Source organism: Sulfitobacter aquimarinus, assembly GCF_040149565.1.
In the GTDB taxonomy this organism is placed as follows: Bacteria; Pseudomonadota; Alphaproteobacteria; order Rhodobacterales; family Rhodobacteraceae; genus Sulfitobacter; species Sulfitobacter aquimarinus.
Map to the genome: position 1 here is coordinate 35,469 of NZ_JBEFLO010000002.1, position 22,815 is coordinate 58,283.

The window sequence follows — 22,815 nt, forward strand, 5'->3', positions numbered from 1 at the left end:
TTGTTTGGGCCGGAAAAACAGCGACACCCGTCATGCCGCATCCTCCTGAGTGAGCTTTACCCCCGCGCAGCATTCAGCCGTCAGGAAGGAGACGGTTTCATGCATGACGGCAAAATCCACGCGGTTGATAATCTGACGCCCTTGCCGTTCTTGCACGACAAGTCCCGCATCAACCAAGGTCTTGAGATGATAGGCAAGCGTAGATGCCGCCATGCCTAGATGCTGGCCGATCTCACCGATATTCAAACCATCATTCCCGGCGCGCACCAACAATCGAAAGATCGTCAGGCGCGTGTCATGACCAAGAGCGGCAAGCGAAAGGGCAGCGGAGGCGTGTTTCATTAGTCCACACAAAACTATATTTATAGTTTTGTCAATGCTGGTGCGTAGGCGGCATCACCTCCTTCTTGAGGCTGACCTCGTCCGCTAGGCCGCGCCTGCTCTGGCCCGGCAGGCGTTGATACGGCTCAATGCAAAAGCGGGCTGGACGTGCGGTGCCAGCTGTCTGTTCGCTCTTGATCGTATCTGGAAAACGTGGTTCGAATGGGTGGCTGTATACAACACTGTTCCGCACACTATTCTTCTTGCTCGGCTTGTGAGGGCGTATTGAGAATGCCCCGTCCCCTTTCAGTTCTTGGTGCGCGCAGGCTGCGCGAAAATCAACTGGTGCTTTTGGCAGGTGTTTGTGTCGCATACGCCGTCTCGTAAAAGCCTGAGCTTCAAGTCGCTTGAACTGTTCCAGATTTGCGCACGCAAGGGATCGCTGCTGGCCACTGCAAAGGAAGCCCGCGTTTCGGTTAGTACGGTCTCGCACCATTTGCGCAGTCTGGAGGAGCATCTGGGCGTCGCCCTGTTCGACCATGCACGCAAGCCGATGGTCCTGACCGCCAAGGGCCATGCATTTCTGCGCAATATCGACGGTGCGCTGCACGCAATCCGCCAAGCGCAGGCCGAGGCCACGGCGGGAAATTTGTCGGATGCCAGCTTTCTTAGGCTCGGCACGATTGAGGATTTCGACAGCGATGTGATCCCCGATCTGGCCGTCTTCCTGTCTGACAAAATGCCGTCATGTGATTTCGTGTATCACACGGCCTCTAGTCACGAGATCATCGCGATGCTGCGCAATCGCGAGCTGGACCTCGGCATTACAACCACCCCGCCAGAGCGGTTTCCCGATCTGCAAGACAGGCCGCTGCTGCGCGATCCCTTTGTCGTCGTCCTGCCCGCCAAAGCGGAGCCGACATTGGCAGATGTCGTTGAAGGCAAATCGCGGCTGCCGTTTTTACAATTCGCAAGCGATCTGATCATCGCGGACCAGATTGCAGCTCAGCTGCGCCGCATCGGCATTGCCTTGCCTCATAAATTCCAATCGGACAGCAACAAGACCCTGATGGCGATGGTCGCTGCGGGCGCGGGCTGGACGATCACAACGCCGCTATTGTTCAGCCACGCCCGCCGTTTTCACCCCGCGCTGCGGATGCATCCGTTTCCCGCCAAACGGTTTTCGCGCACCTTGTCATTGGTCAGCACACCTGATTGCTCCCGCTCGGTGCTGGAGCTGGTAGACCGTAAAGCCCGCAGTGCGCTGATGGAGCAGATCATTGGCCCGCTGCACGATAGCACGCCGTGGCTCAAGGACAGCTTTGGATTAATTGACTGACGACAGGGCAGGGCATTGCCAAAGCGGGCAGGGGCGTGTGCCGCACGGCTGCGCGGATCCCGATGCATCAGTGAAAACCTGCCCTCACCCCGCGCCCTCGCTCTCTTGGCGCAGCGCGGCAAGGTCCGCGTGGGGAAAGGTCCAAGTCTGTTCATCCGTCCGGACCCGCACCTCTTTCGCCGTGGCTGTCACGCTGATGCGCTCGCCTGCGGTCTCAAACAGCCAATCCAGATGATCGGGCTGCGCTTGCGCCAAACGCCACCGCGAAAATGTGCCATCGGTCCCCGATTGCTCTTTCCACAGCGCGAGCGCCTCGGCCAGATGAAACCTGCGGTTCAGCGCAAAGATGTCATCGCCCACCGTCATCGGCACCTCATCAATCTTGCGGGTTTTTCGCAGCTCAAACGCATGGCGCATACGGTCCATCGCACGCTCTGCCCGTTTTCGCGGATCATATTTGCGGATCAGGCGTTCGAAAATCCCGCGCATCCCTGCGGAGAGATGCGCCCCCTCGAACGCGGTATCGGGGTTGCCCGACGCCTCGAACACGCGGACACGGGCCTTGCCCGTCTCCAGCACAAAGGTACGTTTACCATCTGCCGTTGCCAGCACGGCCGATCGGTCAGGCGTGGCGGCTCGGGCAGCGCCTGCGCGCAGGCACTGTGTCGGGGGCAGATGTGCACCATCGGCAAACAGGCTGAGTGCGGCGCAGGTCGCAGGCTTGGGCAGGTCGCCCCCCAGATCGCGTATATGCGCCGCAAGGCGCGCCGCCTTTGCGGTAGGGTCAGCCGCTGCGAGTGCCGCGATTTGCGTCTCGAACTCGTTGTCGGGGATGACTTCTACGGGCGCGAATGCCGCGAGGAATCAGCCGCGTATAACGCGCGGTTCAAAGGCTCCAACGCGGGAGAGACATGCGGATCGAACCCCGTTTGCGCCGCCGCCTCGTCAGGGTTTTGCGCCATCCAGATTTGCACGTCGCGCATAACGGCAAGGGTTTCGGGCATCGCGTACCGCTGCGCTGCGGACATAGCCCAGTCCAGAAAACGCGCAGGATCACCACCATAAAGGTTGCGCGCATTGCCCATAAACTGGCTGTGGCCGCCATTGCGCACATTCCCGAGGTGATACCCCAAAAGATACACAGCCCGTACATCAGGGTTGAGCCGATCCCATGACACGCCAGCGCTGAGCAGAATGCCAATTTGTTTTTGCAAAAGCCACGAAGGATCGGTGTCACCGGCTTGCGCAGCAGGCGTCGAAAACAGGGGGTAAGTATCGGTCATGGTGATGAAGGTAGCATGTCTCCCAGCCCCGCCAACAGCCCCCCGTGGTCCGGTGCGCGCTTAGCATTTAGAAGGGGGGGCGTGCAGCGGTGTGCCGTCTAATCCGTGGGCGCGGATCGCCAGAATCCGATCGCGCGATCCCGCTCGGTTTCATAGAACGCCGTCGCCTGCGCCCCCGCCGCATCGCCGTGAAAAACCCCCGCACGCTGCGCGCATTCAAAGAAGCCAAGGGCGGGCAAGCCACCCCTTGCTTTGCTAATCACCAAGGCCGCGATCAACGGCCGCCCTGCGGATGCGTCCTCATGGATCAGATGTTCAAGAGCTTCGGTAAGTTGAAGGATGGTGTTGGGCGGCCTCAGCGCAAGCGCTTTGGCGAGGGCCTGATAGGTGATGGGCGCCTTGGTCAGGGCAACGAGGCAAAGGTGGTCTCTGACACGGTGGTGCAACATGATCGGGTGCCTTTGGCAGATGGGGGCCGTGTTTGTTTTTGGCGTGATTGTAGCAGGGCCAACAACCGCTCGCACATTGGGTGCCCGGACCATACCGAGGATTGGACCGCGGAGTAAACCGACCGCAGGAAGCGGCGTCCTCCATGGGGCCAGCAGGTGTGCCAATATCGGGGTTTAAATCTGCGGCAGGTCGGGCCAGATGTCGGTCACGGGTAGGGCGGCCGTTTCTACGGTGTCCATCATCCTGATGTCGTAATAATTGGCAAACTCCGACAGGCGCTCCGCCAGTTCCGGCGCTGCTTGCGCGTTGCGGAAAAAGGCTTGCTCGGCCCAATCAGGGGTCACTTGCGCGACAAAGGCTGCGGCCTCACGGACGCGCAGGGTTTGGGCGATGGCGTCACTTGCCTTTAGGTAGCGGTTTTCGTCGCGGGCGGTGTCGGCTGCAACATAGGTGGCGCCATAGCCCGAGAAGTTCAGCGGGCCGCACAACGCCTCGTCCGCCCAAGGGGTGTGGATTGTGCCGAGCGTGGCAACCAGATCCGCAGGATCAATCAGGCACAAAGAACACAGGTGTAGAATATCATCACCTGGTCCAAGCAGATGATCGTCGGTATAATCGGGCGTGGGCCAATCGTATCGGCCTTGCCCGAACCAGTCCCAAAACAGCCGCATCGCCAGCGTTCTTACCGCACCGATCTGGGCATCGGGCCAAAACCAGAACCCTGCATGGATCATCGTCTTGAACACCTCGGGGTATGAGAACGGGGCGAACCCCGCAGGCGGGCAGCCCGTCATCAGATCGCGCAGCCCGTAGGGGGCAAACAGCTTGATCGTCTCCTCCCCGCCGCTGCAGGCGGGATGCTCAAAATAAATCTGCGCATAGTCCTCGGGCTTGGGCGCACCGCCCGCGCAGGCCTGTTTTGCCGCGGCGATGATGCGTGCCTGCCAATCGGGAGTAAAGCATTGCGCACACAGATGTGTCGGCACATCGCGGCCCGCAAACACGGCTGTGCAGGCGGCAAATGCCTCCTCAAGTGGGGGAACATCGCGCCGTAGCGGGTGCAGATAGGGCGGGCGGGCTTTCATCGCCAAATTCTGACGGCAAATGCGCCTTGTGTAAACGGCCAAGCCCGAGGGTGGTTGAAACCCTGCGCTAAACCCGTTGTAGTTGTAGGCCTAGCATTTGTGGCGCGAACCATCCGCCAGAAGGGAGCCGTCATGGCCAGATCACTCCGTCTGATTATCGCATTGTTTATTGTGGCGGTGCCTGCGGTGTTCGGTTGGTATTCTCGCAGTCCCTTGATCGTGCCGCTGCTGGGCGCGGTGTATGTGCCGCTCTATTTCCTGGGCAAGGCAGGGGCGTGGCAGGCGCTGGGTGGTGGCGCGTCCCGCACAGCGCTGCTGCGGGCCGTGCCGCTGACATTTGTGGTGCAATGCTGCCTTGTGAGCGTTTTCTATCTGTTGGGTCTTGGCCTTGGGGCGCTGATGTCCGAGCCTGCAAGCCCCGCTATGCTGACCGCCCGCGACCTCTATTGGATCATAGGCTTTGCCGCGCTTTTTGTACCTTTGGCGGGGGTCATCGCGCACCAAGAACGCGCGACTGTCGCACCCCCTTCGATGCCCAGTGAGGGGGAGGGGGCGTGCGAGGATGAGTTTGCCACTGTCGCGCGTCGCGTAACAGCGGCAACCTTCTATAGAGGCTGGCACTTCAGTCGCCCCAACTATACGCGCACGGCCTTGGTCAATGTGCTGGACCACAAGGGGGACAAACCCCAACGCGCCCCCAAACGCGCCAGCGCCGCGATGATCGCGCAGGCCGAGGCGCGGCTGGGAGTGGCGCTGCCGCCAAGCCTGAGGGACATCTATTCATTGCAGGACGGCGGCGGTCTGCCGATATATTACGTGCCGAAATTTGCAGCTGCGCCGAAGGTCTATTCCCACTGGGTTACCGCCTTTGCCGATGACTATAACGACCTGAAGCCGCTGGCCCAGCTCAGCACCTTGCACGATCATTATATGGAGTATTTTGACCCCGAATACTCCGACCCCGCCGAAAAAGAGACGTGGCTGCGCGGAGCGGACAAGCTGGTCGTGCTGACCGCGCGAACGGGCTATGGCACCGCGCTGGATTACCGCAAAGGGGAAACGCCGGGTGTTTTGCTGTTCGACAATAATGCCGACAGCCCTGAATTGATGCACTTCGACAGCTTTGATGCCTTCATGGCAGCCCTTCACGAGGTAACAGACACGGGCAGCCGCCGCGCAAACGCGCCCCGCGACAAAGCCTTCGGCACCCCGCCCGACCCCCAAGACCCCGACCGTTTCTGGAGCAACGGCAACGCAGGCGCAGGCGTCACCGCAGCGCAATGGGCAGCGGCGGGCGATGCGCTGGGCGTGGCGTTGCCTGATGCGCTGCTGCCTTTCTATGAGGTCGCCAATGGCGGCACCTCGCACTACAAGGTCGCGGTGGACAAAGAGAACCCCGCAGAGCCGCTGCACATCTTCCCCACAGGCCCCTACGTTTACGCAGGCCAGCTGTCCAAGGTAGAGCATTTTGCCACGCTCGCGACCCTGTCGGACCGTCTGGATTTCATCGACGGGCGGACCCCGTGGCGGGAGCTATACGATGCCCCCGACAAGCTGATTGTGATCTCGGCCGCTTTTGACAGCGCCCTCATGCTCGATTACCGCAACGGCGATGCGCCTGCGGTGCTGGCGATCAGCGATCTGGATCAGCCTGCCGATCAGGTCGTCTTTCCCACAGTCACAGAGTTTCTGACGCGGTTGCGGCGCTACGGCGTGCCGAAACGCGATCTGAGAAACGAAATAGGCGATGAGCGGATCAGCGCACGCAGCTCTGATGCGACGGCCTTCTGGCTGGATGGCGCGGCACCCGCTGTGACCGAGGCAGAGCTGCGGGCCTTCACTGACCAATGGGGCTACACCACCCACGGGCTGCCTGCCGCGATCAAAGCGATTTATCAACAGGCCAATGGCGGCCCTGTGCGGTTCCGCTTTGCGCCGCCACAGCAGATGAACGCCTATGGCCACGCGATCACCGACAGGGCCGCGCCGCGCTGGGTTGATGTTTTTCCGAACGGGCTGTTGCCAATGCAAAACTGGCGCCCCTTCGACGACTGGCGCAGGCAGCACGGGCTGGCCACGCAGCAATCCCTTTATGATTTCACCAGCCGCATCGCCGAACCCGTGAGCGCCCAAGCGGGCGAGGCGCTCAAACTGGGCCTGTTCGTGATCGGCGATCACAGCAATCAGACGCCGCCCATGGTAACGGTGCTGGACCTGAGCGAGGACTACTTTAACCGCAATCGCCACGTCCTGACCCTGCGCTATGATGCGGTTGCGGATCGCTTTGAAATTGCTTTCGGCCCGATCATGAGTGACCATGCCAGCGCAGGTCTGCACGCCGCGCTCAAGGCGCTGAAATCTGACCTGTAGGCACAGACAAAGGAAGCCGCGATGCTGGACCCCGACAGATTATTCCCGACCGACCCCGCAGTGCGCAGCCTTGCCCGCGACCTTTATGAAGGGGTGAGAGACCTGCCCATCATCAGCCCGCATGGCCACACCGATCCGCGCTGGTTCGCCGAGGATGCCGCCTTTTCCGACCCTGCCGCGCTGTTTGTAACACCCGATCATTATGTGTTCCGAATGCTGCATTCCCAAGGGATCGCGTTGCAGGATCTGGGCGTGCCGCGGGCAGATGGCAGCGCGGTGGAGGGCGATCCGCGCAAGATTTGGCGGCTCTTTGCGGCCAACTATCACCTCTTTCGCGCCACGCCATCGCAGCTGTGGCTGGACCACGCGTTCCAGCAGGTCTTTGGCGTCACCGATGATCTGAACGCGGACACCGCCGACGCGATCTATGACCACATCGCAGAGCGGCTGGCCGATGACGCCTACCGCCCACGCGCCCTGTTTGATCGCTTCGGAATCGAGGCGCTCTCGACCACGGAAAGCGCGTTGGACGATCTGCACTGGCACAAGCTGATCCGCGCCAGCGGTTGGGGTGGCAATGTGATCACCACCTACCGCCCCGATGCGGTCATTGATCCCGAATTCGAAGGCTTTGCCGACAATCTGGCGCAATTTGGCAAGCTCACGGGCGAGGATACGACGACGTGGCAGGGGTATCTGGCGGCCCACCGCACGCGCCGCGCCTATTTCAAACAGGTCGGTGGAGCGACAGCCAGCGACCATGGCCACCCCTCCGCACGGACCGAGGATTTGCCGCAGCCCGAGGCAGAAGCCCTCTATGGCAAAGCCCGCAACGGCAGCTGCACGCCCGAGGAAGCGGACCGCTTTCGCGGCCACATGCTGACGGAAATGGCGCGGATGAGCATTGACGACGGCTTGGTTCTGCAAATCCACGCAGGTTCGATCCGCAATCACAACGCGCAGGTGATGCAGGAATTCGGCCGTGACAAAGGATATGATATTCCCGCCCGTACCGATTACGTGAAGGCGCTGCGGCCTTTGCTGAACGCGGTCGGCGGGCGCTCTGACATTCGCGTGATCGCCTTTACGCTGGATGAAAGCAGCTATGCCCGCGAATTGGCGCCGCTGGCGGGGGTGTACCCTGCGTTGCGGTTGGGGCCGCCGTGGTGGTTTCACGACAGCTATGAAGGGATGATGCGGTTCCGCCGCATGACGACCGAAACGGCGGGGTTCTACAACACGGTTGGCTTCAACGACGACACCCGCGCCTTCTGCTCGATCCCTGCGCGGCACGATGTGGCGCGGCGGGTCGATTGCGCCTATCTGGCCGAGCTGGTGGCCACGGGCCGTCTGGGGCGCAGCGATGCGGGCGATGTGGCGCATGATCTGTCCTACCGCCTCGCCAAACAGGCCTACGGGCTTTAGCGGGAAGGGGTATTTATATGGATGAAACGACAGAAAAGCCTAAGGCGGGCATTGTGCATTTGGGCCTTGGTGCGTTCTTTCGTGCTTTTGGCTGCATCTATGTGGCGGATGCTATGGCGGCCTCTGGCGGGGAGTGGGGGATTGTCGGTGTCTCCTTGCGCAGCGCGGATGTGCGCGACAGCCTGCGGCCGCGCAACTGGGCCTACACGGCCGTGACCATGGCGCCCGAGGGCGAGACGATGCGCGATATTGAGGTGCTCACGGAGGTGCTGGTAGCACCCGAAGACCCTGCGGCTGTCTTGCGCGCGATGGCTGATCCTGCGGTAAAGATCGTCTCGCTCACCGTGACGGAAAAGGGCTATTGCCACGACCCCGCCACGGGGGCTGTGAATTTCGAGCATCCCGACATCGTTCATGATCTTGCGCATCCCATGCCTGTCTCGGCCCCCGGATATATCCTGCGGGCCTTGCAGATGCGCCACGCCGCGGGGGAGCCACCTTTTACAGTGCTTAGCTGTGATAACCTGCCTGACAATGGTGCGTTGGTGCGCGATGTTATCTTGGGCATGGCGCAGCGGCTTGACCCTGCACTGGCCGATTGGATCGCCGCCCACGCCCGCTTTCCTGCGACGATGGTGGACCGGATCACCCCCGCCACCACGCCCTCCGACATCACCCGCATCTCTGCCGCGCTGGGCTTTGCCGAGGCCGCACCCGTCCTGCACGAGCCGTTCTGCCAATGGGTGGTCGAGGATGACTTTGTCGGCAATGCCCGCCCCGATTTGGCCGCGGCAGGGGCGCAGATGGTCGCAGATGTCAGCGCGCATGAGCATATGAAGCTGCGGATGCTCAACGGGGCGCATTCGGCGCTGGCCTATCTGGGGTATTTGGGGGGCCATGACACGATTGCGCAGACCGTGGCCGACCCCGTTTACGCCACCTACCTGCGCCAGCTGTGGTCCGAGGTTTTGCCCGCCGTGACCCCGCCCGCGGGGGTTGACCTGAACACATATGCGGATGCGTTGTTTGAACGCTTTGCCAACCCCGCGATCCAGCACAAGACATGGCAGATCGCGATGGACGGTAGCCAGAAGCTGCCGCAACGCTTGCTGCACACACTTGCGGTGAATATGGAGGCCGGCCGCCCTTCGACAATGATCTTGCTCGCTGTGGCGGGTTGGATGCGCTACGCCGCTGGCCGTGACGAGGCAGGCGGCGTGATTGACGTGCGCGACCCGATGGCCGAACGGTTCACTGATATCGCCACAACCCACCAAACGCCTGCCGAGATGGTCGCGGGATTTCTGGCGCTGCAAGAGGTCTTTAGCCCCGAATTGGCCAAAGCCCTGCGCACACCGATCACAAACATCGCACAACATTTGTGGGCCAAAGGGGCCCGCGCCACGATGCAGGAGATGCAACCATGATCGAGAGTTGGCGCTGGTACGGTGATCTTGACCAGATCACGCTGGACGAGGTCGCGCAGACGGGCGCGCGGGGTATCGTCACCGCATTGCATGAAATACCATACGGCAGGGTATGGAGTGCGGAAGCCATTGTCGAGCGCAACAACCGCGTCAAGGCCGCCGGCTTTGACTGGGTGGTGGTGGAAAGTCTGCCGATCCATGAGGATATTAAACGCGGCACGGGCGATCTGACGGGGCTGTTCGCAGCCTACCGACAATCCATGGCCAATCTGGCGGCGGAAGGGATCAAGGTGATCTGCTATAACTTTATGCCCTTGCTGGATTGGACCCGCACGAATTTGGCGGCCCCCGTCGCAGGTGGCGCGACCTGTCTGCGGTTTGAGGCCGTGCATATGGCCGCGTTTGAAATCCACATGCTAGGGCGCGAGGCCGCAACGCAGGACTATCCCGCAGACGTCGTCACCAAAGCGGCCGCATGGGCGCAAAACGTCAGCGAAGCCGATCGCGCCGCGCTTTTGGGCGCCGTTATGGCGGGGATGCCAGGGGCATTTGACCGGTATGACATCGCGGGCCTGCGCGGCGCGTTGACACGCTATGACGGGATCGACCGCACGGCCTTGCGGGCCAACTACAAAAGGTTTCTTGATGAAATTATCCCCACGGCCGAAGAGCTTGGAATGCGCATGTGCGTACACCCCGACGACCCACCGCGTGATATACTGGGCTTGCCGCGCATCGTTTCGAACGGTGATGACCTCGACTGGGTGCTGGGTGCCTATGACAGCCCCGTCAACGGGATCACGCTATGCTCGGGCTCGTTAGGGGCGAACCCTGCCAATGATGTGCCTGCCATCGCAGCACGGGTGGCGGACCGTGTTCATTTCGCCCACCTGCGCAACGTGCGCAAAGACCCCGATGGCTCGTTCGAGGAGGCTGCCCATCTGGACGGTGATACGGATATGGTCGCCCTTATCCGTGTGCTGTTGGCAGAACAGGCCAAGCGCACGCAGGCGGGCCGCGCCGACCAACAGATTGCTTTCCGCCCCGACCACGGCCACCACATGCTGAGCGATCACGCCCGCGATCTGATAGCAGGCTATCCGCTGATCGGGCGGTTGCGCGGGCTTGCGGAGCTGCGCGGCGTGATTGCTGCGGTGCAAGCGGGCGCGTGACATACGCTTACGTATGGTTTCGTGGTTTCTTCCGGATACTGCTGTGGCAGATGGCATATGGTGGGAAACTCTGCCCTTGTCATACCGCCGTTTGCCCGCCTAGCATGACGTACCGCTGCCGCATGGGCAGCCCTTATCAGGAGAGACGCAGATGGCGGATAAAGACAGCGCGAACCCCTTCATGGATATGTTCAAGGATTTCGGAAGCTCGATGAGCATCCCCGGTCCTGATATGAACGACATGATGGAGTCCCACCGCAAGAACCTGCAAGCCTTGCAAGAAGCGGTTCAGGTCAGCACCAACAGTGCGCAAACGCTGATGGAGGCGCAGCGGGGCGCTTTGGAGAAAACCTTGGCTGATATTTCCGACACGGTGCAAAATGCCTCGTCCGCGGCGTCGGATCCGGTTGGCGCGATGAACAACTCTGTCGAGCTGGCGAAAAAGACGTTTGACGCCACGGTCAAGACCACCACCGAAATGGCCGAGATCGTGCGCACCGGCAGCACCGATACATTCGAGGTCATCAAAAGCCGCGTGATGGATAGCGTAGAAGAGCTGAGCCCGAAGGGTAAATCCTAAATCCCCAATGCTCTGCGTCGCGGTTGATGGGCGGGCGCGGGGCTTGTGCCGCTCGGAAAGCCGGGGGCGGATGATCTGGAACCCGGGCTGGTCCAAGGGATGCGAAGCGGCAGGGTTCGTGCCTATCGCTATCGGCTGGGGCGGGCCACCTTGCGTAGAATTGGATCGCACTGCAGGATTGCGCGTGCCGTTTGCTATGGGCCAGAGGGGAGAAACATGACCGATCTGACATTTGAGAAGATGAGTGCGATGGTGGGAGAGCCGCTTGGCACCTCCGACTGGCAGACCGTGACCCAAGAGATCGTGAATGAATTTGCCAACTGCACGGGCGACCAGCAGTGGATTCACGTCGATGTGGAACGCGCCAAGGAAGAGAGCCCCTTTGGCGGGCCAGTGGCCCACGGCTATCTGACGCTGTCACTGCTTTCTGCCATGGCGATGGAGATTGGCGTAGTGCCGAAAGGTACCGCCGCTGCAGTAAACTATGGCCTTGATAAGGTGCGGTTTTTGTCGCCTGTTTCGGTGGGGGCACGGGTGCGGCTACAGGCCAAGCTGATCGGGTTTGATCGTAAGAAAAACGGCCAATACCTGATGAAAACCGAAAACACGATGGAGATCGAGGGTGCAAAGCGGCCAGCCTTGCTGGCCGAAAGCCTTGCCCTGTTGCTGCCCGAGGCTGACGTTTAAGCGGATCGTCAGCGGCAAAACAGACGCACGAACTATTCCGACGCGCGGGGGCGGTCGCCCAAAGGCTAGAAGATAAAGTCGGCCGCGTCGAACGCCGTCAGTTGCACGCTTTCGAACGTCACGGTGTTGCTATCAAAGCTGGTCAGCACATCCGCGCCTGATTGCACAGAGGCCGCGATCCAGTCGTCAAAGGACCCAATCCCCGAAGCGCCCGAAAAGTCGGCATCGTCCACATTAACAAGGAAGTCCAAGACGATGTCGTTGCCAAAACTGCCAGCAAAGACAAAATTGTCAGCGCCCAAGCCGCCCGACAATGTGTCGTTGCCTGTTCCGCCGTCAAGAGTGTCGTTATTGTAGCCGCCAAACAGGTTGTCCGCCCCCGAGCCGCCGTAGACGCTGTCGTTGCCGCCTTGTCCTTCGATGTGGTCATCTTGTGCGTCGCCAAACAACAGATCAGAGCCCGCGTTGCCTAAAATCGTGTCATTGCCGTTGCCGCCATAAACGGTATCAAGGCCCAAGCCCGAATTGATGCTGTCATTGCCATCATCGCCGGTGATTGTGTCAAAGCCGTTCCCGCCAAGGATGCTGTCGTCGCCGTCCCCGCCCGCAATGTTGTCTGACCCTGCAACCCCGTGCAGCAGATCCGCGTCCGCGCCCCCATCAAGGGAATCGTTCCCGCTGCCGCCGTTGAGGGTATCAAGGCCCGCCCCGCCAATGAGATCGTCATAGCCGCTGCCGCCCGAAACACTGTCATCGCCCGCTCCACCGATCAGATCATCGGCGCCACCTTGCCCGTTCAATGTGTCGTTCCCCACGGCCCCCAAAAGCGAGTCGTTCCCGTCCAGCCCCGACAAAAGGTCATCCCCGCCATTCCCCTCAATCGAGTTGGCGGCCTCGTTCCCTGTTACGGTGTCTGCGGCACTTCCCAATGCTGCGTTTTCGATCACGGTGCCTGTCGCGATGCCAAGGTTCCCGATCAGGCCGAACACGTCCGAGAAACGCTCGGCGTTCATGTTGAGATTGGAGGTTGTGGTTGTGAAGGACAGATCAATTGTATCAACGCCGCCTTGGTCAAAGATCGTCACTGCCACGTCGTAGTTTGAATCAAAGTTGTTGCCGCCCGTGCCGCCCGCGGCCGCATCAAAGACATCGTCCAGATAGGTGCCAAAAGTGCCGGTGCCCCAATTTGTATCGCCCGCCGTCACATCCGACACGCCATACAGGTCCTGAATCGCGACGACATCCACCATCATCGGCATGATCGACAGGGCAAGGGACGCGTTGATGCTGGTGTTTTCGGTCTGCGAAAAATACGACATAACGGACATTTGCCAGCTATCGTTCAGGAAATCTTCGTCGGTGCCATAGGTCGCGTTTCCGTTGTACCCGCCTTGGTGTCCCAGCCCCAAGGCATGGCCGATCTCGTGGATATAGGTCTGGAAGGCATAGCTGTTCAGCTCAACCCCGTAGCTATCCACCCAAGCGGTGGAAACGTTGACGTAGGCCGACTGGGCGTAGCCGTTGATAATGCTGTTTGTGCCTGCAAAAGCGCCGGATTGATCGTCGTCAAAACTGATAATTCCGCCGCTGCTGACTTCGACGAATTCCAGATCGGCGACCAGCTCCCACGCGTCCAGCGCCCACCGCGCCAGTTGCGTGCCATCTGCGTTCAGACCCGTCAAATTTACCGTGATCTGGTTGCTGGATGACGTGTCGAACTGGTAGCCGGAGCCGCCCCAATATCCGTCCGTCAGATATGTGGCCATTTCGGTAATTGTCCCGACCGCAGCCGGAGAGGGCGGTGTCCCTTGCGCGACTGTGATCGAATACGTGCCCGCACCTCCGTCATTATATGCCCCCGCCGAGATATAGTAGCTGCCTGTGCTGGAGGCCGTGAAGCTCAGCAGGGAATCCAGATCGCCCGCCCCGTCATCGTCAAAAGCAATCTGCGCGCCGCTTGCATCGTGAAGACGCAAATAGGGGTCATTCAGGGTCAGGCCGGTCAGGGCGATTTCGTATGTGCCGCCAGCGGTCAGGGAGATTTCGACCCAATCGCGATCCCCTGTGGTCAGCGTACCGTCAAAGCTGTCGCCGACCCCCATGCTGTAGGTCGTTGTTGTGTTGTCGGCTGCATCTGCGCCTTCGGAAAAGCTCTGGTTTGCTTGGGCTGAAGTCGCGATCGGGCAGGTGTCGATGGATTGTCGGGGCGCGCAAAACATACACATAAAATTCACTCCAGAGCAGGAAGCCAGAATAGGCAGAGATTATGTTGGTAGCGTCAAAATATGACGGCACTGGGCCAATTATGGGCCGAAATACCGTCACGGTTCACTTTTTAGAATACCTTGAGCTTGGCACGGGGCGGGCGGGTGAGGCCGCCATGTTCCATGGCTGCGCCACAAAGGACTGCGTGAAGACGGGGGGGGGCGGAAGGGAGAGGCGGGAGTGTCGCTTGCCTATCGCAGTGAATGGAACCGATGCCTGAGGTCGGTGTTGTTCAGGTAACGATTACATTCTCGAAGGATACATCATGCCGACGATTACGACAACGAACCCCGCCACAGGGGCCCGGATTGAAACCTACGATCTGATGACCAAGGACGAAGCCATTCAAAAGCTGGAAGCAGCGCATGAGGCGTTTCTTGACTGGCGTGGCAAGACCCATGAAGAACGCGGCGAATACCTCGTTCGGATTGCAAAAGTTCTGCGCGAAAACTCTGATGAGTTGGCGCAACTGATGACCCGCGAAACCGGTAAGCTGATCAAAGACGGCAAGACCGAAGTGGAAATCTGCGCGGCAATTTTCGAATACACGGCCAAGAACGGCCCCGATGTTCTGGCGGACGAGGAACGCAAGCACGGCAAAAACGGCGCACGCGGTGTCGTGAGCTATCAGCCGATTGGCGTGATCTACTCGATCCAGCCTTGGAACTTTCCGCTGTATCAGCCGGTCCGCGTGCTGGCGGCGAACCTGATGGCCGGTAACGGATGCGTGCTGAAACATGCCAGCATCTGCACCGGCTCGGGCCTGCGCCTGCGTGAACTGTGTATCGAAGCAGGCCTGCCCGAAGATCTGTTTCAGGTCGTATTGATTGACCATGATACCAGCGACGACCTGATCGAACACCGCCTTGTGCGCGGCGTCACCATGACCGGCAGCGACGGCGCAGGCCGCCATATCGGCAGCGTTGCAGCAAAGGCGTTGAAGAAGACCGTGCTAGAGCTTGGCTCCAACGACGCCTATTTGGTCTTGGAGGATGCGGACATTGAAACAGCGGTCAAATATTCCGTGATGGGGCGTCTGTATAACAATGGCGAAACCTGCGTCTCGGCAAAGCGGTTTGTTGTGACCGAAAAGGTCTACGACGCGTTTGTATCGGCCTTTGTCGAGCAGATGAAGGCGATCAAGCTGGGTGATCCTACAGATGGTGACACGCAGCTGGGGCCGCTGTCCTCTGATGATCAGTTCGACACCGTGAAAGACCAGGTCGACCAAAGTGTCGCCAAAGGCGCAAAGGTGCTGTGCGGGGGCGACGCGCCCGATCGCACTGGGGCCTACTACCCTGCCACTGTTCTGGGGGATGTCACGCCTGGTATGCCTGCATATGACGACGAAATCTTTGGTCCTGTTGCGGCTGTAATACGGGCGAAGGACGACGAAGACGCCATGCGCATCGCCAACGACAGCCGATACGGTCTGGGCGGTGGTATTTTCTGCAAAGACGAAGAGCGTGCGCTGAAACTTGCCCGCGATCACTTTGACACCGGCATGGTGCGGATCAACTCTTTTGGTGCTGCAGATCCGAATATGCCCTTCGGTGGCGTCAAGGATTCAGGCTATGGGCGCGAACACGGCGGGTTCGGCATGAAGGAGTTCACAAACGCAAAGGCGATCTTTTTGCCATGATAAAATTGCATGCACTCAAATACTCCCGCGCGACCCGTGTATTGTGGTTGCTGGCCGATCTCGGCCAGCCCTGCGACAGGGTCGATTATGACCGCACTGACGATTTCGGCGCGCCTGAACCATTGAAGCGGGTGCATCCTTTGGGGAAGTCACCCGTCATCGAAGACGAAGGGCGCATGATCGCGGAATCAGCGACCATCCTGCGTTATATTGTCGAAAAGTACGGTGACAGCACCCACTGCCCGCCCAAGGGCACATCAGCGTACTGGCAACATGACGGTGTGTTAGACTATGTGGAAGCCTCCTTTGCCGAGGTGGCTTTGCAGGCAATTATGCCAGCGTTTGGCGGCGAACCTGTGCCGGAAGAGGCGCGCACCGCCTTGGGCGTGCATCTCGACTATCTCACCCAGCTGATTGGGGAGGGGTCGATGCTGTTTGGCGATCGCGCAATGCTCGCCGACATCCAGCTGTCCTACATCATCGCCCTGTTGGCGCGGTTCGATCTGTTGGGCGACCATCCCACAATCGCGACCTACTGGGACACACTACAACAGCAGCCAGGCTACCGCGCTGCGATGCAGGCTGTGGGCCCGATGGCCCCACCTGCGCAATGAAAAAAGGAAATGACATGACACTGAATATCTTAATCGCTGGCGCCACTGGCAAAACCGGCCGCATCCTGACCCAACAGGTCGTGGACCAAGGGCATAATGTGACAGCATTGGTGCGCGAAAGTTCTGACACCAGTCACCTCCCCGAAGGGACACATCTGCGTCAGGCGGATTTGACCGATTTGCAGTCAGGGGTATGCGACGGCGCCGATGTGGTGATTTTTGCAGCGGGGTCTGGTGGCTCCACCGGCCCAGAAATGACCGACAAGGTGGACCGCGACGGCGCGATCCGTCTGGTTGACTTGGCCGAGGAATCCGGTGCTGATCGTTTCGTGATGCTCAGCACCATTGGCGCGGACCAAGCCAATCCCACCGGAGACTTGGCGCATTACCTGAAAGCCAAACATGACGCGGACGAGCATCTGAAGGCTTCAAGCCTTACCCATGCAATCCTGCGCCCTGTTTCCCTGACAGATGACGGGCGCAGCGCGGATGTGATTTTGGGAAGCGAGGTGGATACCTCCGCCAAGGCCAGCCGCACGGACGTGGCGCAGGTTCTGGCCACCGCAGCGACGACTGGAAATCTCGATGGCAAAGCGCTGAATATGCAGTCCGCCTGACTGTAATTCCGTTTAAGTAAACGACCTGCCAGCCCCCACCTTTATAAAAGAAGCGGGGCTGGCAAGTCAGATCAGGTGATGCTGCGAGCCCACCCCATCAGGTGGGCCGAGCCCGTTATCAGCCAAGATCAAACGCGAGGCCCGCCGCTTGAATGCGGTGTCACACCCACATCCAATGCAACGGCCCTGCTAAGGTTAAAAGCCGTCGCCGTTAGGGGCGCAGCATCACCTTGCCTGCACGGCCCGGCGTCAGCGCGGCTTTCATAGCACTGGTGGCATCCTCAAGAGCAAAAGCACCACCATCTTCGAGCTTCAACTGACCAGTGGCCGCGAGCGTCACAAGTTCTGTGATCAGGCGCTTGCGCTCCTCAGGGTTCATATCGCCGCTAACACGCGACCCCCAAAATCCTTTGACCGTGATGTGCTTCATAATCAGCGCGCCAGAGGACAGCGGCATCGGCGCACCGGTTGCGGTGCCAAACACCACCAGCTCACCGTCGAGGCCCAGAAGATCGACAAGAGCGGCGGAAATATCGCCGCCTACGGAATCGATTGCGGACACAGCTCCCGATGTGCCGATCAGAGCGCTGGCTTTTTCCTGCCACCCATCGGTCGATGTCGATAGCACGTTGTCCATCCCCAGTGCCTCAAGTTCGGTCACGGCATCATCACGACGCACAAGGTTCAACAGGTTGATGCCCCGTGCCTTGGCCAGAACCGCCATGATTTTGCCAACGGCCCCGTTTGCGGCAGTCTGGATGATCCAGTCGCCCTTTTTGGCCTTGAGAGTTTCCAACAGGGAAATCGCGCTGAACGGCATGGCGATCAGCTGCGCACCTGCGGTGTCGTTGATTGCGTCGGGCAGGGGCAGGACGCCGCTTGCGGGGGCGACGAAATATTCGGCCCAGCTGCCATGGATGCCTGCGATGGTCACGCGTTTGCCGATCATCGCGCTGTCGACGCCATCGCCGACGCTTTCGACTGTGCCCAAAGCCTCGGATCCGCCAATCGCGCCCGGCAGTTCGGGCTTGTAGCCGTAGTTGCCGCGGATCGTCCAAAGATCGTGGTTGTGGATCGGCGAGAGCGTCATTTTGATCAGCACCTCGCCTGCTTCGGGAGCGGGTTTGGCGATGTCCGATGTTTTAAGCACGTCGGCGGGTTCGCCGAATGTGTCGTGGATAACTGCTTTCATTGTGTATTCCTTAGGTTTTCGTGTGAGTCAGAAGGTCCAGCGTGTCCGCCAGTGCCTGTTGAAGGGGTAGTTGAGTGCAAGATAGCTTCGCGAGGATCGCCGCGCCGAGCCATTTTGCGTAGAGCATTCGGGCAGTTTTGTCGGGGTCAGCGAACACGGGCAACGACCCGTCCAGAGCGCCCGTGCGCAACAGGGCGGCGATGCGGGTGACAAAGGCCGTGACACCGTCATCAAGTATCACCCGCATAGGCTGGGAGATGTCGGCCACTTCCGCCCCGAGTTTGACGACCAAACACTGGCCTGCAATGCCTTCGGTGCCTGCCTGTGCCAGCCATGCGGACCAGAATTTTTCGAGCTTTGCATATGCTTCGCCCGGACCTTCGGTCAGCCTGTCGAAACGGTCGAGATAGTCGGCCACGTAGTCATCCAACAGAGCCTCTCCGAATGCATCCTTGGAAGGAAAGTAGTAGTAAAACGAGCCTTTGGGGATACTGCATTCGCTTAGCAAGCGGGCGATGCCCACGCCGCCAAACCCGTGTTTCACCACAAGGTCCCGCCCCGTGTCGAGGATGTGTTGCCGCTTGCGGTCGGATTTTGTTTGTTCGTCCATAAAGGGCATCTATTTAATAATAGACCGGTCGTCTAGTGCTGGTCGCGACTTCGTTACCTTCGCGCTGGTTCTTGGCGGACTTTCTTCTATAAGATGGAGCGTCTATCGCTGCCCGCAGCGGACGGCAGCAGGAAGTGCAGTTTTGACCAATGCTGCTGATTGTTCGAACGTCTGCTGTGGCGCGTGTTCAAATATCGACAGGCAGCGCGCCGGAGACTTTCATTTGCCTAAGGATAAAGGTGGTTGCTGTCGTTCGGACAACCTTCAGCCGCAGAAGGCTTTGCATGATGAATTGCTCCAGGCTTTCGGGATCTGTGGCCGCGACTTTCAGAATGTAATCGAAGTCTCCCGTGATGGAAGAACATTCCAGCACTTGTTCGTTGTTATCAATGAAGGTCTGGAACGTATCGATCGATGAGGCATCGTGATCAACAAGAGAGACCTGAATGTGCGCCAGTGCGCGCAGTCCTAGCTTTTTCCCGTCCACGATAGCGGCATAGCGGGTGATAAAGCCGTCTTCTTCGAGACGTTTAACACGTCTCCAGCATGGGGATGGCGACAATCCCACGGCATCGGACAGCGCCTGCGTGCTGGCCCGCCCGTCGCGCTGAAGCTCTTTCAGGATCAGTTTTTCGTAAGCGTCAAGCAAGAGTTTACCTCATTCGCTGGGTTTTTCGGTGAAATTCGTCTATTTCAATCCGACGCGGACCAACTTAGGCGCATTTTTCTTTGTATACGAAATTATCATCTTCGAAACCACCATGATTGGTGAATCGAAGAAAAAGGCCCTCCCCATGCGTTCTCAGAACTATGTCTATCAATCTATCGCCCGCGCCGTTCATGATCACGGGGCGACAAAAATGTTCGGTCTGATGGGGGATGCCAACCTGTTCATGGTGGACAGTTTTGTGCGCGACTGCGGGGGGGCGTTCATCCCCGCGGCCCATGAAGGAAGCACAATATTGATGGCGGCGGCTTATGCCCATGTCTCGGGGGGTGTTGGCGTTTCAACCGTGACGCACGGGCCCGCTCTGTCCAATTGTGTGACCGCTTTGACCGAGGCCGCACGAGGGGCAGCGCCTGTGGTTCTTCTGGCGGGGGACACAGCGGCAGACAATCCGCGCCACCTGCAAAGCATTGAACAACGTGAACTTGTGAAAGTCACAGGCGCGGGGTTTGTGCAGCTTCGCACGCCTGCAACAGTGGCGGAAGATGTGGCGCAAGCGTTCTACCGTGCGCAGGTTGAGCGTCGGCCGATTGTCTTGAACATGCCTGCGGATTTTATGTGGCAGCAAGCGGATTATACCGCGCAGGTTCTTAAGGTTTTCACAAAACCTGGCGGCGTCGCCGAGGGTGATCTCCTTGATAATGCGATCGGGATGATCGCTTCGGCGCGGCGTCCGCTGATTTTGGCGGGGGGTGGTGCCATCCACGCACGCGACCAGCTGGAGCGCCTGGCAGATAGATTGGAGGCGCCGCTTGCTACGACTTTGCGCGCCAAAGGCCTATTTCGCGACCACCCCTATAACATCGACATCTTCGGCACGCTTTCCACACCCGCGGCGTACGATCTGATCGCGCAGTCCGATTGTATCGTCTGCTTTGGCACAGCGCTGCATGATTTCACGACCGATCGCGGCAAGCTGATGAAAGACAAACGCATCATCCAGATTGATACGGACCCAACTGCAATTGGCGGTGGCTTGCACCCGGACGCGGCGCTTGTTGCGGACGCGGGACTGGCCGCTGATACCATCTTGTATTGGTTGAACGAGGCGGAGGTCCCGGCAAGCGGGTTCACCCGTGAGTTGGATACGCCCACGCTCACCGCGCATGTCGCGGGATCAGGCAAAGCACCGGACGGGTTCGTCAATTATGTGGATACGCTTGAGCGGTTGGAAGACGCCTTGCCCAAGAACCGCGTTTTGGTCACCGATGGGGGCAGATTCATGACCGAGGTCTGGTGCCGCCTTTCTGTCCCTGATCCACAGAGTTTCGTGAGCTCCGTAAATTTCGGAGCAATCGGGTTGGGCCTGCAAGAGGCTGTAGGCGCCGCCGTTGGCGCACCGGATCGCCCCGTCGTTTTGTTCAGCGGTGATGGCGGCTTTATGATGGGTGGGATTAATGAGTTCAACACAGCCGTGCGTCTCGGGCTGGATCTTGTCGTGATCATCGCAAACGATTCCGCGTATGGGGCCGAGCACATCCAGTTTGTCGATCGCAAGATGGATCCAAGCCTGACAGAGTTCTCGTGGCCATCCTTCGCAGAAATTGCGACATCCCTTGGCGGGCAGGGGTTCGAAGTGCGTTCAACGGATCAACTTGAACAGGCGCTAGAGGCTTTAGAAAACCGCACTGGCCCATTTTTGATTGAACTTCGTCTAGACCCCGCAGATGTTCCCGCGATGCGCATCTGATCATAAATGTCAGGAGCTCATAAAAGTGCAAAATTCGTCCATAAGTGTGCAAATTATGCCGTTACCGATGAATTGATCACACAAAAAAGCCCGCGCAATGCACGGGCTCGAATTCATGAGTGGAGTAGCAGCATTATTTCGGGGGGGTCGTTTGTTCGCCTTCGATTTTTCTGCCACCTCAGCACGACGGATTATATCCAAAATTCTGTCCGTATCGAACGCTCCCTCGCAGCATTCAATCGAAACGGGTGAATGGCCCACTGCAAAACTTGTTCGGTCAGTAAATGCTCTACAAAAGTGCTCAGCGTCTATCGGCGCGGCATCATTGAAGTGAGCAATTTTTAATGCGTCAATGACAAGTTCGATCAAGAGCCCCCCAACGAATTGCGGAACAAAATGCCAGCCGTTTCATGAAGTCTGGGGTAGAGAGTTTTTCAGGGAAACCGACATCAGCTTTCCCAGCGTATAGATGGCACAGACCACGGATCTCTTTGATATCTAGGGTATTATTGGGTCGAATTTCAGCGAAGATAACCAGCCACAAAAGATACGAAAGCTGCTCCTCCTCAGAAACGTATTCAGTAAGTTCATTTACACCGGACAGGATCAACATCAGTGGCCAATCGGTCCGTTTCAGCAGCGATTTGAAGCTATCCAGAATAATTTTTCGAACTGACGCGCTCTTTCCGGAAAAGATATGTTGGCATTCATCAAAGTGAACACCCACGACACCCTGTTCTTTTGCCTGAAAACCACTTTCCCCCAGACGTCGCTCTGGTTCGCACGGCCTAAGATTTTTTACGATCCCGTTTTACCGTGTCCAAGGCCATCTTTAAGTGTCCGCCTGCCGAGTTCCTTGAAGCTCAGCGATCCATCTAATGTTACCTTCTCGATCACTGCCGGGCGGCCATCGGGCATAATGGTGCTGCCATCATTGACGGCTTCAAGCATTCTTCCGACTTCACCCAATTTGCCGATCCTGGATGGCCCGGTCACAATCAGGCCTTTTGCCTCAAACGGCTTTCCGGTTGAACTTTTTGCCGCATAGTCAGTGATCATCCACTCCATCCCGCTCCGCAGCACTTTTGCCCTTTCAAAATCATGGTGTACCCCTTCGAGGGTCTTGATTACGGCGAAAGTCTATTCCTGAATGTAGCTCATGAGAGTCTTCCCGTATCTTTTGGAGGCGCAAAGCGCGTTGGTTCTGAATTGTCTTGCCCATCGGAAGCATCGTTCTGATCAGCTGCGTGATCCGGCGAAACGTCCCGTGCCGCATCCATAATGCCGCCAGCGGTTATGGTCCCCGCCATCGGTTTTCC

General features: G+C 59.0%; 22 protein-coding genes. 11 read left to right on the forward strand and 11 right to left on the reverse strand.

Going from position 1 to position 22,815, the window contains the following annotated elements; all coding sequences use genetic code 11:
• Positions 1-30: 30 nt before the first annotated feature.
• Positions 31-342 carry an ArsR/SmtB family transcription factor gene (locus tag ABMC88_RS04260; RefSeq protein WP_349575602.1) on the reverse strand — a complete coding sequence of 104 codons (312 nt, stop codon included), beginning with the start codon at positions 340-342 and terminating at the stop codon, positions 31-33.
• Between the two features lie 343 nt (positions 343-685).
• On the opposite strand from ABMC88_RS04260, the gene ABMC88_RS04265 reads away from it, so the two are divergent.
• Entirely contained in the window at positions 686-1,660 is a 975-nt protein-coding gene (locus tag ABMC88_RS04265) for a LysR family transcriptional regulator (RefSeq protein WP_349575603.1), read from the forward strand.
• Positions 1,661-1,744: 84 nt separating this feature from the next.
• On the opposite strand, the gene ABMC88_RS04270 is transcribed toward ABMC88_RS04265, so the two are convergent.
• From ABMC88_RS04270 to ABMC88_RS04285, 4 genes are all read right to left on the reverse strand, one after another.
• Entirely contained in the window at positions 1,745-2,272 is a 528-nt protein-coding gene (locus ABMC88_RS04270) for a hypothetical protein (RefSeq protein WP_349575604.1), read from the reverse strand.
• A gap of 227 nt (positions 2,273-2,499) precedes the next feature.
• The gene (locus ABMC88_RS04275) at positions 2,500-2,943 is read right to left on the reverse strand and encodes a DMP19 family protein (protein WP_349575605.1); all 444 of its coding nucleotides are present in this window, start codon (positions 2,941-2,943) and stop codon (positions 2,500-2,502) included.
• Positions 2,944-3,041: 98 nt separating this feature from the next.
• On the reverse strand, positions 3,042-3,392 hold the full coding sequence (locus ABMC88_RS04280; RefSeq protein WP_349575606.1) for a hypothetical protein: 351 nt from the start codon (positions 3,390-3,392) through the stop codon (positions 3,042-3,044).
• Positions 3,393-3,566: 174 nt separating this feature from the next.
• Complete coding sequence (locus ABMC88_RS04285; RefSeq protein ID WP_349575607.1) at positions 3,567-4,478, reverse strand: hypothetical protein; 912 nt, start codon at positions 4,476-4,478, stop codon at positions 3,567-3,569.
• Between the two features lie 132 nt (positions 4,479-4,610).
• Here ABMC88_RS04285 and ABMC88_RS04290 point away from each other — a divergent pair, with 132 nt between their 5' ends.
• From ABMC88_RS04290 to ABMC88_RS04315, 6 genes are all read left to right on the forward strand, one after another.
• Positions 4,611-6,848 carry an SMI1/KNR4 family protein gene (locus ABMC88_RS04290; protein WP_349575608.1) on the forward strand — a complete coding sequence of 746 codons (2,238 nt, stop codon included), beginning with the start codon at positions 4,611-4,613 and terminating at the stop codon, positions 6,846-6,848.
• A gap of 21 nt (positions 6,849-6,869) precedes the next feature.
• Complete coding sequence (gene uxaC / locus ABMC88_RS04295) at positions 6,870-8,273, forward strand: glucuronate isomerase (protein ID WP_349575609.1); 1,404 nt, start codon at positions 6,870-6,872, stop codon at positions 8,271-8,273.
• Between the two features lie 17 nt (positions 8,274-8,290).
• Positions 8,291-9,700 (forward strand): mannitol dehydrogenase family protein, encoded by a 1,410-nt coding sequence (locus ABMC88_RS04300; protein ID WP_349575610.1) that lies wholly within the window; start codon positions 8,291-8,293, stop codon positions 9,698-9,700.
• On the forward strand, positions 9,697-10,872 hold the full coding sequence (gene uxuA, locus ABMC88_RS04305; protein ID WP_349575611.1) for a mannonate dehydratase: 1,176 nt from the start codon (positions 9,697-9,699) through the stop codon (positions 10,870-10,872). The genes ABMC88_RS04300 and uxuA overlap by 4 nt, the downstream gene beginning before the upstream one ends.
• Before the next feature lie 151 nt (positions 10,873-11,023).
• Positions 11,024-11,452: a phasin family protein gene (locus ABMC88_RS04310; RefSeq protein ID WP_349575612.1), complete on the forward strand. Its 429-nt coding sequence runs from the start codon at positions 11,024-11,026 to the stop codon at positions 11,450-11,452.
• 216 nt (positions 11,453-11,668) lie between these two features.
• Positions 11,669-12,139 carry a MaoC family dehydratase gene (locus tag ABMC88_RS04315; RefSeq protein WP_349575613.1) on the forward strand — a complete coding sequence of 157 codons (471 nt, stop codon included), beginning with the start codon at positions 11,669-11,671 and terminating at the stop codon, positions 12,137-12,139.
• A gap of 65 nt (positions 12,140-12,204) precedes the next feature.
• On the opposite strand, the gene ABMC88_RS04320 is transcribed toward ABMC88_RS04315, so the two are convergent.
• Positions 12,205-14,364: a M10 family metallopeptidase C-terminal domain-containing protein gene (locus ABMC88_RS04320; protein ID WP_349575614.1), complete on the reverse strand. Its 2,160-nt coding sequence runs from the start codon at positions 14,362-14,364 to the stop codon at positions 12,205-12,207.
• A 305-nt stretch (positions 14,365-14,669) separates the two neighbouring features.
• Between ABMC88_RS04320 and ABMC88_RS04325 the strand changes: the two genes are divergently transcribed.
• The 3 genes from ABMC88_RS04325 to ABMC88_RS04335 are packed head-to-tail and all read left to right on the forward strand — an operon-like array spanning position 14,670 to position 17,277.
• Positions 14,670-16,046 carry an NAD-dependent succinate-semialdehyde dehydrogenase gene (locus ABMC88_RS04325; RefSeq protein WP_349575615.1) on the forward strand — a complete coding sequence of 459 codons (1,377 nt, stop codon included), beginning with the start codon at positions 14,670-14,672 and terminating at the stop codon, positions 16,044-16,046.
• Positions 16,043-16,660, forward strand: coding sequence for a glutathione S-transferase family protein (locus ABMC88_RS04330; RefSeq protein ID WP_349575616.1), 618 nt, complete (start codon positions 16,043-16,045; stop codon positions 16,658-16,660). Before ABMC88_RS04325 ends, ABMC88_RS04330 begins: the two co-directional genes overlap by 4 nt.
• Before the next feature lie 14 nt (positions 16,661-16,674).
• Positions 16,675-17,277 carry an SDR family oxidoreductase gene (locus tag ABMC88_RS04335; protein ID WP_349575617.1) on the forward strand — a complete coding sequence of 201 codons (603 nt, stop codon included), beginning with the start codon at positions 16,675-16,677 and terminating at the stop codon, positions 17,275-17,277.
• 211 nt (positions 17,278-17,488) lie between these two features.
• On the opposite strand, the gene ABMC88_RS04340 is transcribed toward ABMC88_RS04335, so the two are convergent.
• The 3 genes from ABMC88_RS04340 to ABMC88_RS04350 form a co-directional block, all read right to left on the reverse strand.
• Positions 17,489-18,469, reverse strand: a complete 981-nt coding sequence (locus ABMC88_RS04340) for a zinc-binding dehydrogenase (protein ID WP_349575618.1) — start codon at positions 18,467-18,469, stop codon at positions 17,489-17,491.
• 10 nt (positions 18,470-18,479) lie between these two features.
• Positions 18,480-19,079, reverse strand: a complete 600-nt coding sequence (locus ABMC88_RS04345) for a TetR/AcrR family transcriptional regulator (protein WP_349575619.1) — start codon at positions 19,077-19,079, stop codon at positions 18,480-18,482.
• A gap of 187 nt (positions 19,080-19,266) precedes the next feature.
• The gene (locus ABMC88_RS04350; protein WP_349575620.1) at positions 19,267-19,728 is read right to left on the reverse strand and encodes an Lrp/AsnC family transcriptional regulator; all 462 of its coding nucleotides are present in this window, start codon (positions 19,726-19,728) and stop codon (positions 19,267-19,269) included.
• Between the two features lie 145 nt (positions 19,729-19,873).
• On the opposite strand from ABMC88_RS04350, the gene ABMC88_RS04355 reads away from it, so the two are divergent.
• Positions 19,874-21,496 (forward strand): thiamine pyrophosphate-binding protein, encoded by a 1,623-nt coding sequence (locus tag ABMC88_RS04355; RefSeq protein WP_349575621.1) that lies wholly within the window; start codon positions 19,874-19,876, stop codon positions 21,494-21,496.
• Between the two features lie 349 nt (positions 21,497-21,845).
• Here the strand turns inward: ABMC88_RS04355 and ABMC88_RS04360 are convergent, their stop codons facing one another.
• Together ABMC88_RS04360 and ABMC88_RS04365 are read right to left on the reverse strand one after the other, a co-directional pair.
• On the reverse strand, positions 21,846-22,223 hold the full coding sequence (locus ABMC88_RS04360; protein ID WP_349575622.1) for a hypothetical protein: 378 nt from the start codon (positions 22,221-22,223) through the stop codon (positions 21,846-21,848).
• A 71-nt stretch (positions 22,224-22,294) separates the two neighbouring features.
• Positions 22,295-22,555 (reverse strand): hypothetical protein, encoded by a 261-nt coding sequence (locus ABMC88_RS04365; protein WP_349575623.1) that lies wholly within the window; start codon positions 22,553-22,555, stop codon positions 22,295-22,297.
• Positions 22,556-22,815: the final 260 nt, after the last annotated feature.

What these genes read in the sequence shown, in the direction of transcription:
- uxaC (WP_349575609.1), top strand. Translation starts at nt 6,870, where the DNA reads ATGCTGGACCCCGACAGATTATTCCCGACCGACCCCGCAGTGCGCAGC.
- ABMC88_RS04325 (WP_349575615.1), top strand. Translation starts at nt 14,670, where the DNA reads ATGCCGACGATTACGACAACGAACCCCGCCACAGGGGCCCGGATTGAA.
- ABMC88_RS04275 (WP_349575605.1), bottom strand. Translation starts at nt 2,943, where the DNA reads ATGACCGATACTTACCCCCTGTTTTCGACGCCTGCTGCGCAAGCCGGT.
- ABMC88_RS04320 (WP_349575614.1), bottom strand. Translation starts at nt 14,364, where the DNA reads ATGTGTATGTTTTGCGCGCCCCGACAATCCATCGACACCTGCCCGATC.
- ABMC88_RS04340 (WP_349575618.1), bottom strand. Translation starts at nt 18,469, where the DNA reads ATGAAAGCAGTTATCCACGACACATTCGGCGAACCCGCCGACGTGCTT.
- ABMC88_RS04345 (WP_349575619.1), bottom strand. Translation starts at nt 19,079, where the DNA reads ATGGACGAACAAACAAAATCCGACCGCAAGCGGCAACACATCCTCGAC.
- ABMC88_RS04315 (WP_349575613.1), top strand. Translation starts at nt 11,669, where the DNA reads ATGACCGATCTGACATTTGAGAAGATGAGTGCGATGGTGGGAGAGCCG.
- ABMC88_RS04260 (WP_349575602.1), bottom strand. Translation starts at nt 342, where the DNA reads ATGAAACACGCCTCCGCTGCCCTTTCGCTTGCCGCTCTTGGTCATGAC.
- ABMC88_RS04335 (WP_349575617.1), top strand. Translation starts at nt 16,675, where the DNA reads ATGACACTGAATATCTTAATCGCTGGCGCCACTGGCAAAACCGGCCGC.
- ABMC88_RS04300 (WP_349575610.1), top strand. Translation starts at nt 8,291, where the DNA reads ATGGATGAAACGACAGAAAAGCCTAAGGCGGGCATTGTGCATTTGGGC.
- ABMC88_RS04285 (WP_349575607.1), bottom strand. Translation starts at nt 4,478, where the DNA reads ATGAAAGCCCGCCCGCCCTATCTGCACCCGCTACGGCGCGATGTTCCC.
- ABMC88_RS04290 (WP_349575608.1), top strand. Translation starts at nt 4,611, where the DNA reads ATGGCCAGATCACTCCGTCTGATTATCGCATTGTTTATTGTGGCGGTG.
- ABMC88_RS04355 (WP_349575621.1), top strand. Translation starts at nt 19,874, where the DNA reads ATGCGTTCTCAGAACTATGTCTATCAATCTATCGCCCGCGCCGTTCAT.
- uxuA (WP_349575611.1), top strand. Translation starts at nt 9,697, where the DNA reads ATGATCGAGAGTTGGCGCTGGTACGGTGATCTTGACCAGATCACGCTG.
- ABMC88_RS04280 (WP_349575606.1), bottom strand. Translation starts at nt 3,392, where the DNA reads ATGTTGCACCACCGTGTCAGAGACCACCTTTGCCTCGTTGCCCTGACC.
- ABMC88_RS04365 (WP_349575623.1), bottom strand. Translation starts at nt 22,555, where the DNA reads ATGATCACTGACTATGCGGCAAAAAGTTCAACCGGAAAGCCGTTTGAG.
- ABMC88_RS04330 (WP_349575616.1), top strand. Translation starts at nt 16,043, where the DNA reads ATGATAAAATTGCATGCACTCAAATACTCCCGCGCGACCCGTGTATTG.
- ABMC88_RS04310 (WP_349575612.1), top strand. Translation starts at nt 11,024, where the DNA reads ATGGCGGATAAAGACAGCGCGAACCCCTTCATGGATATGTTCAAGGAT.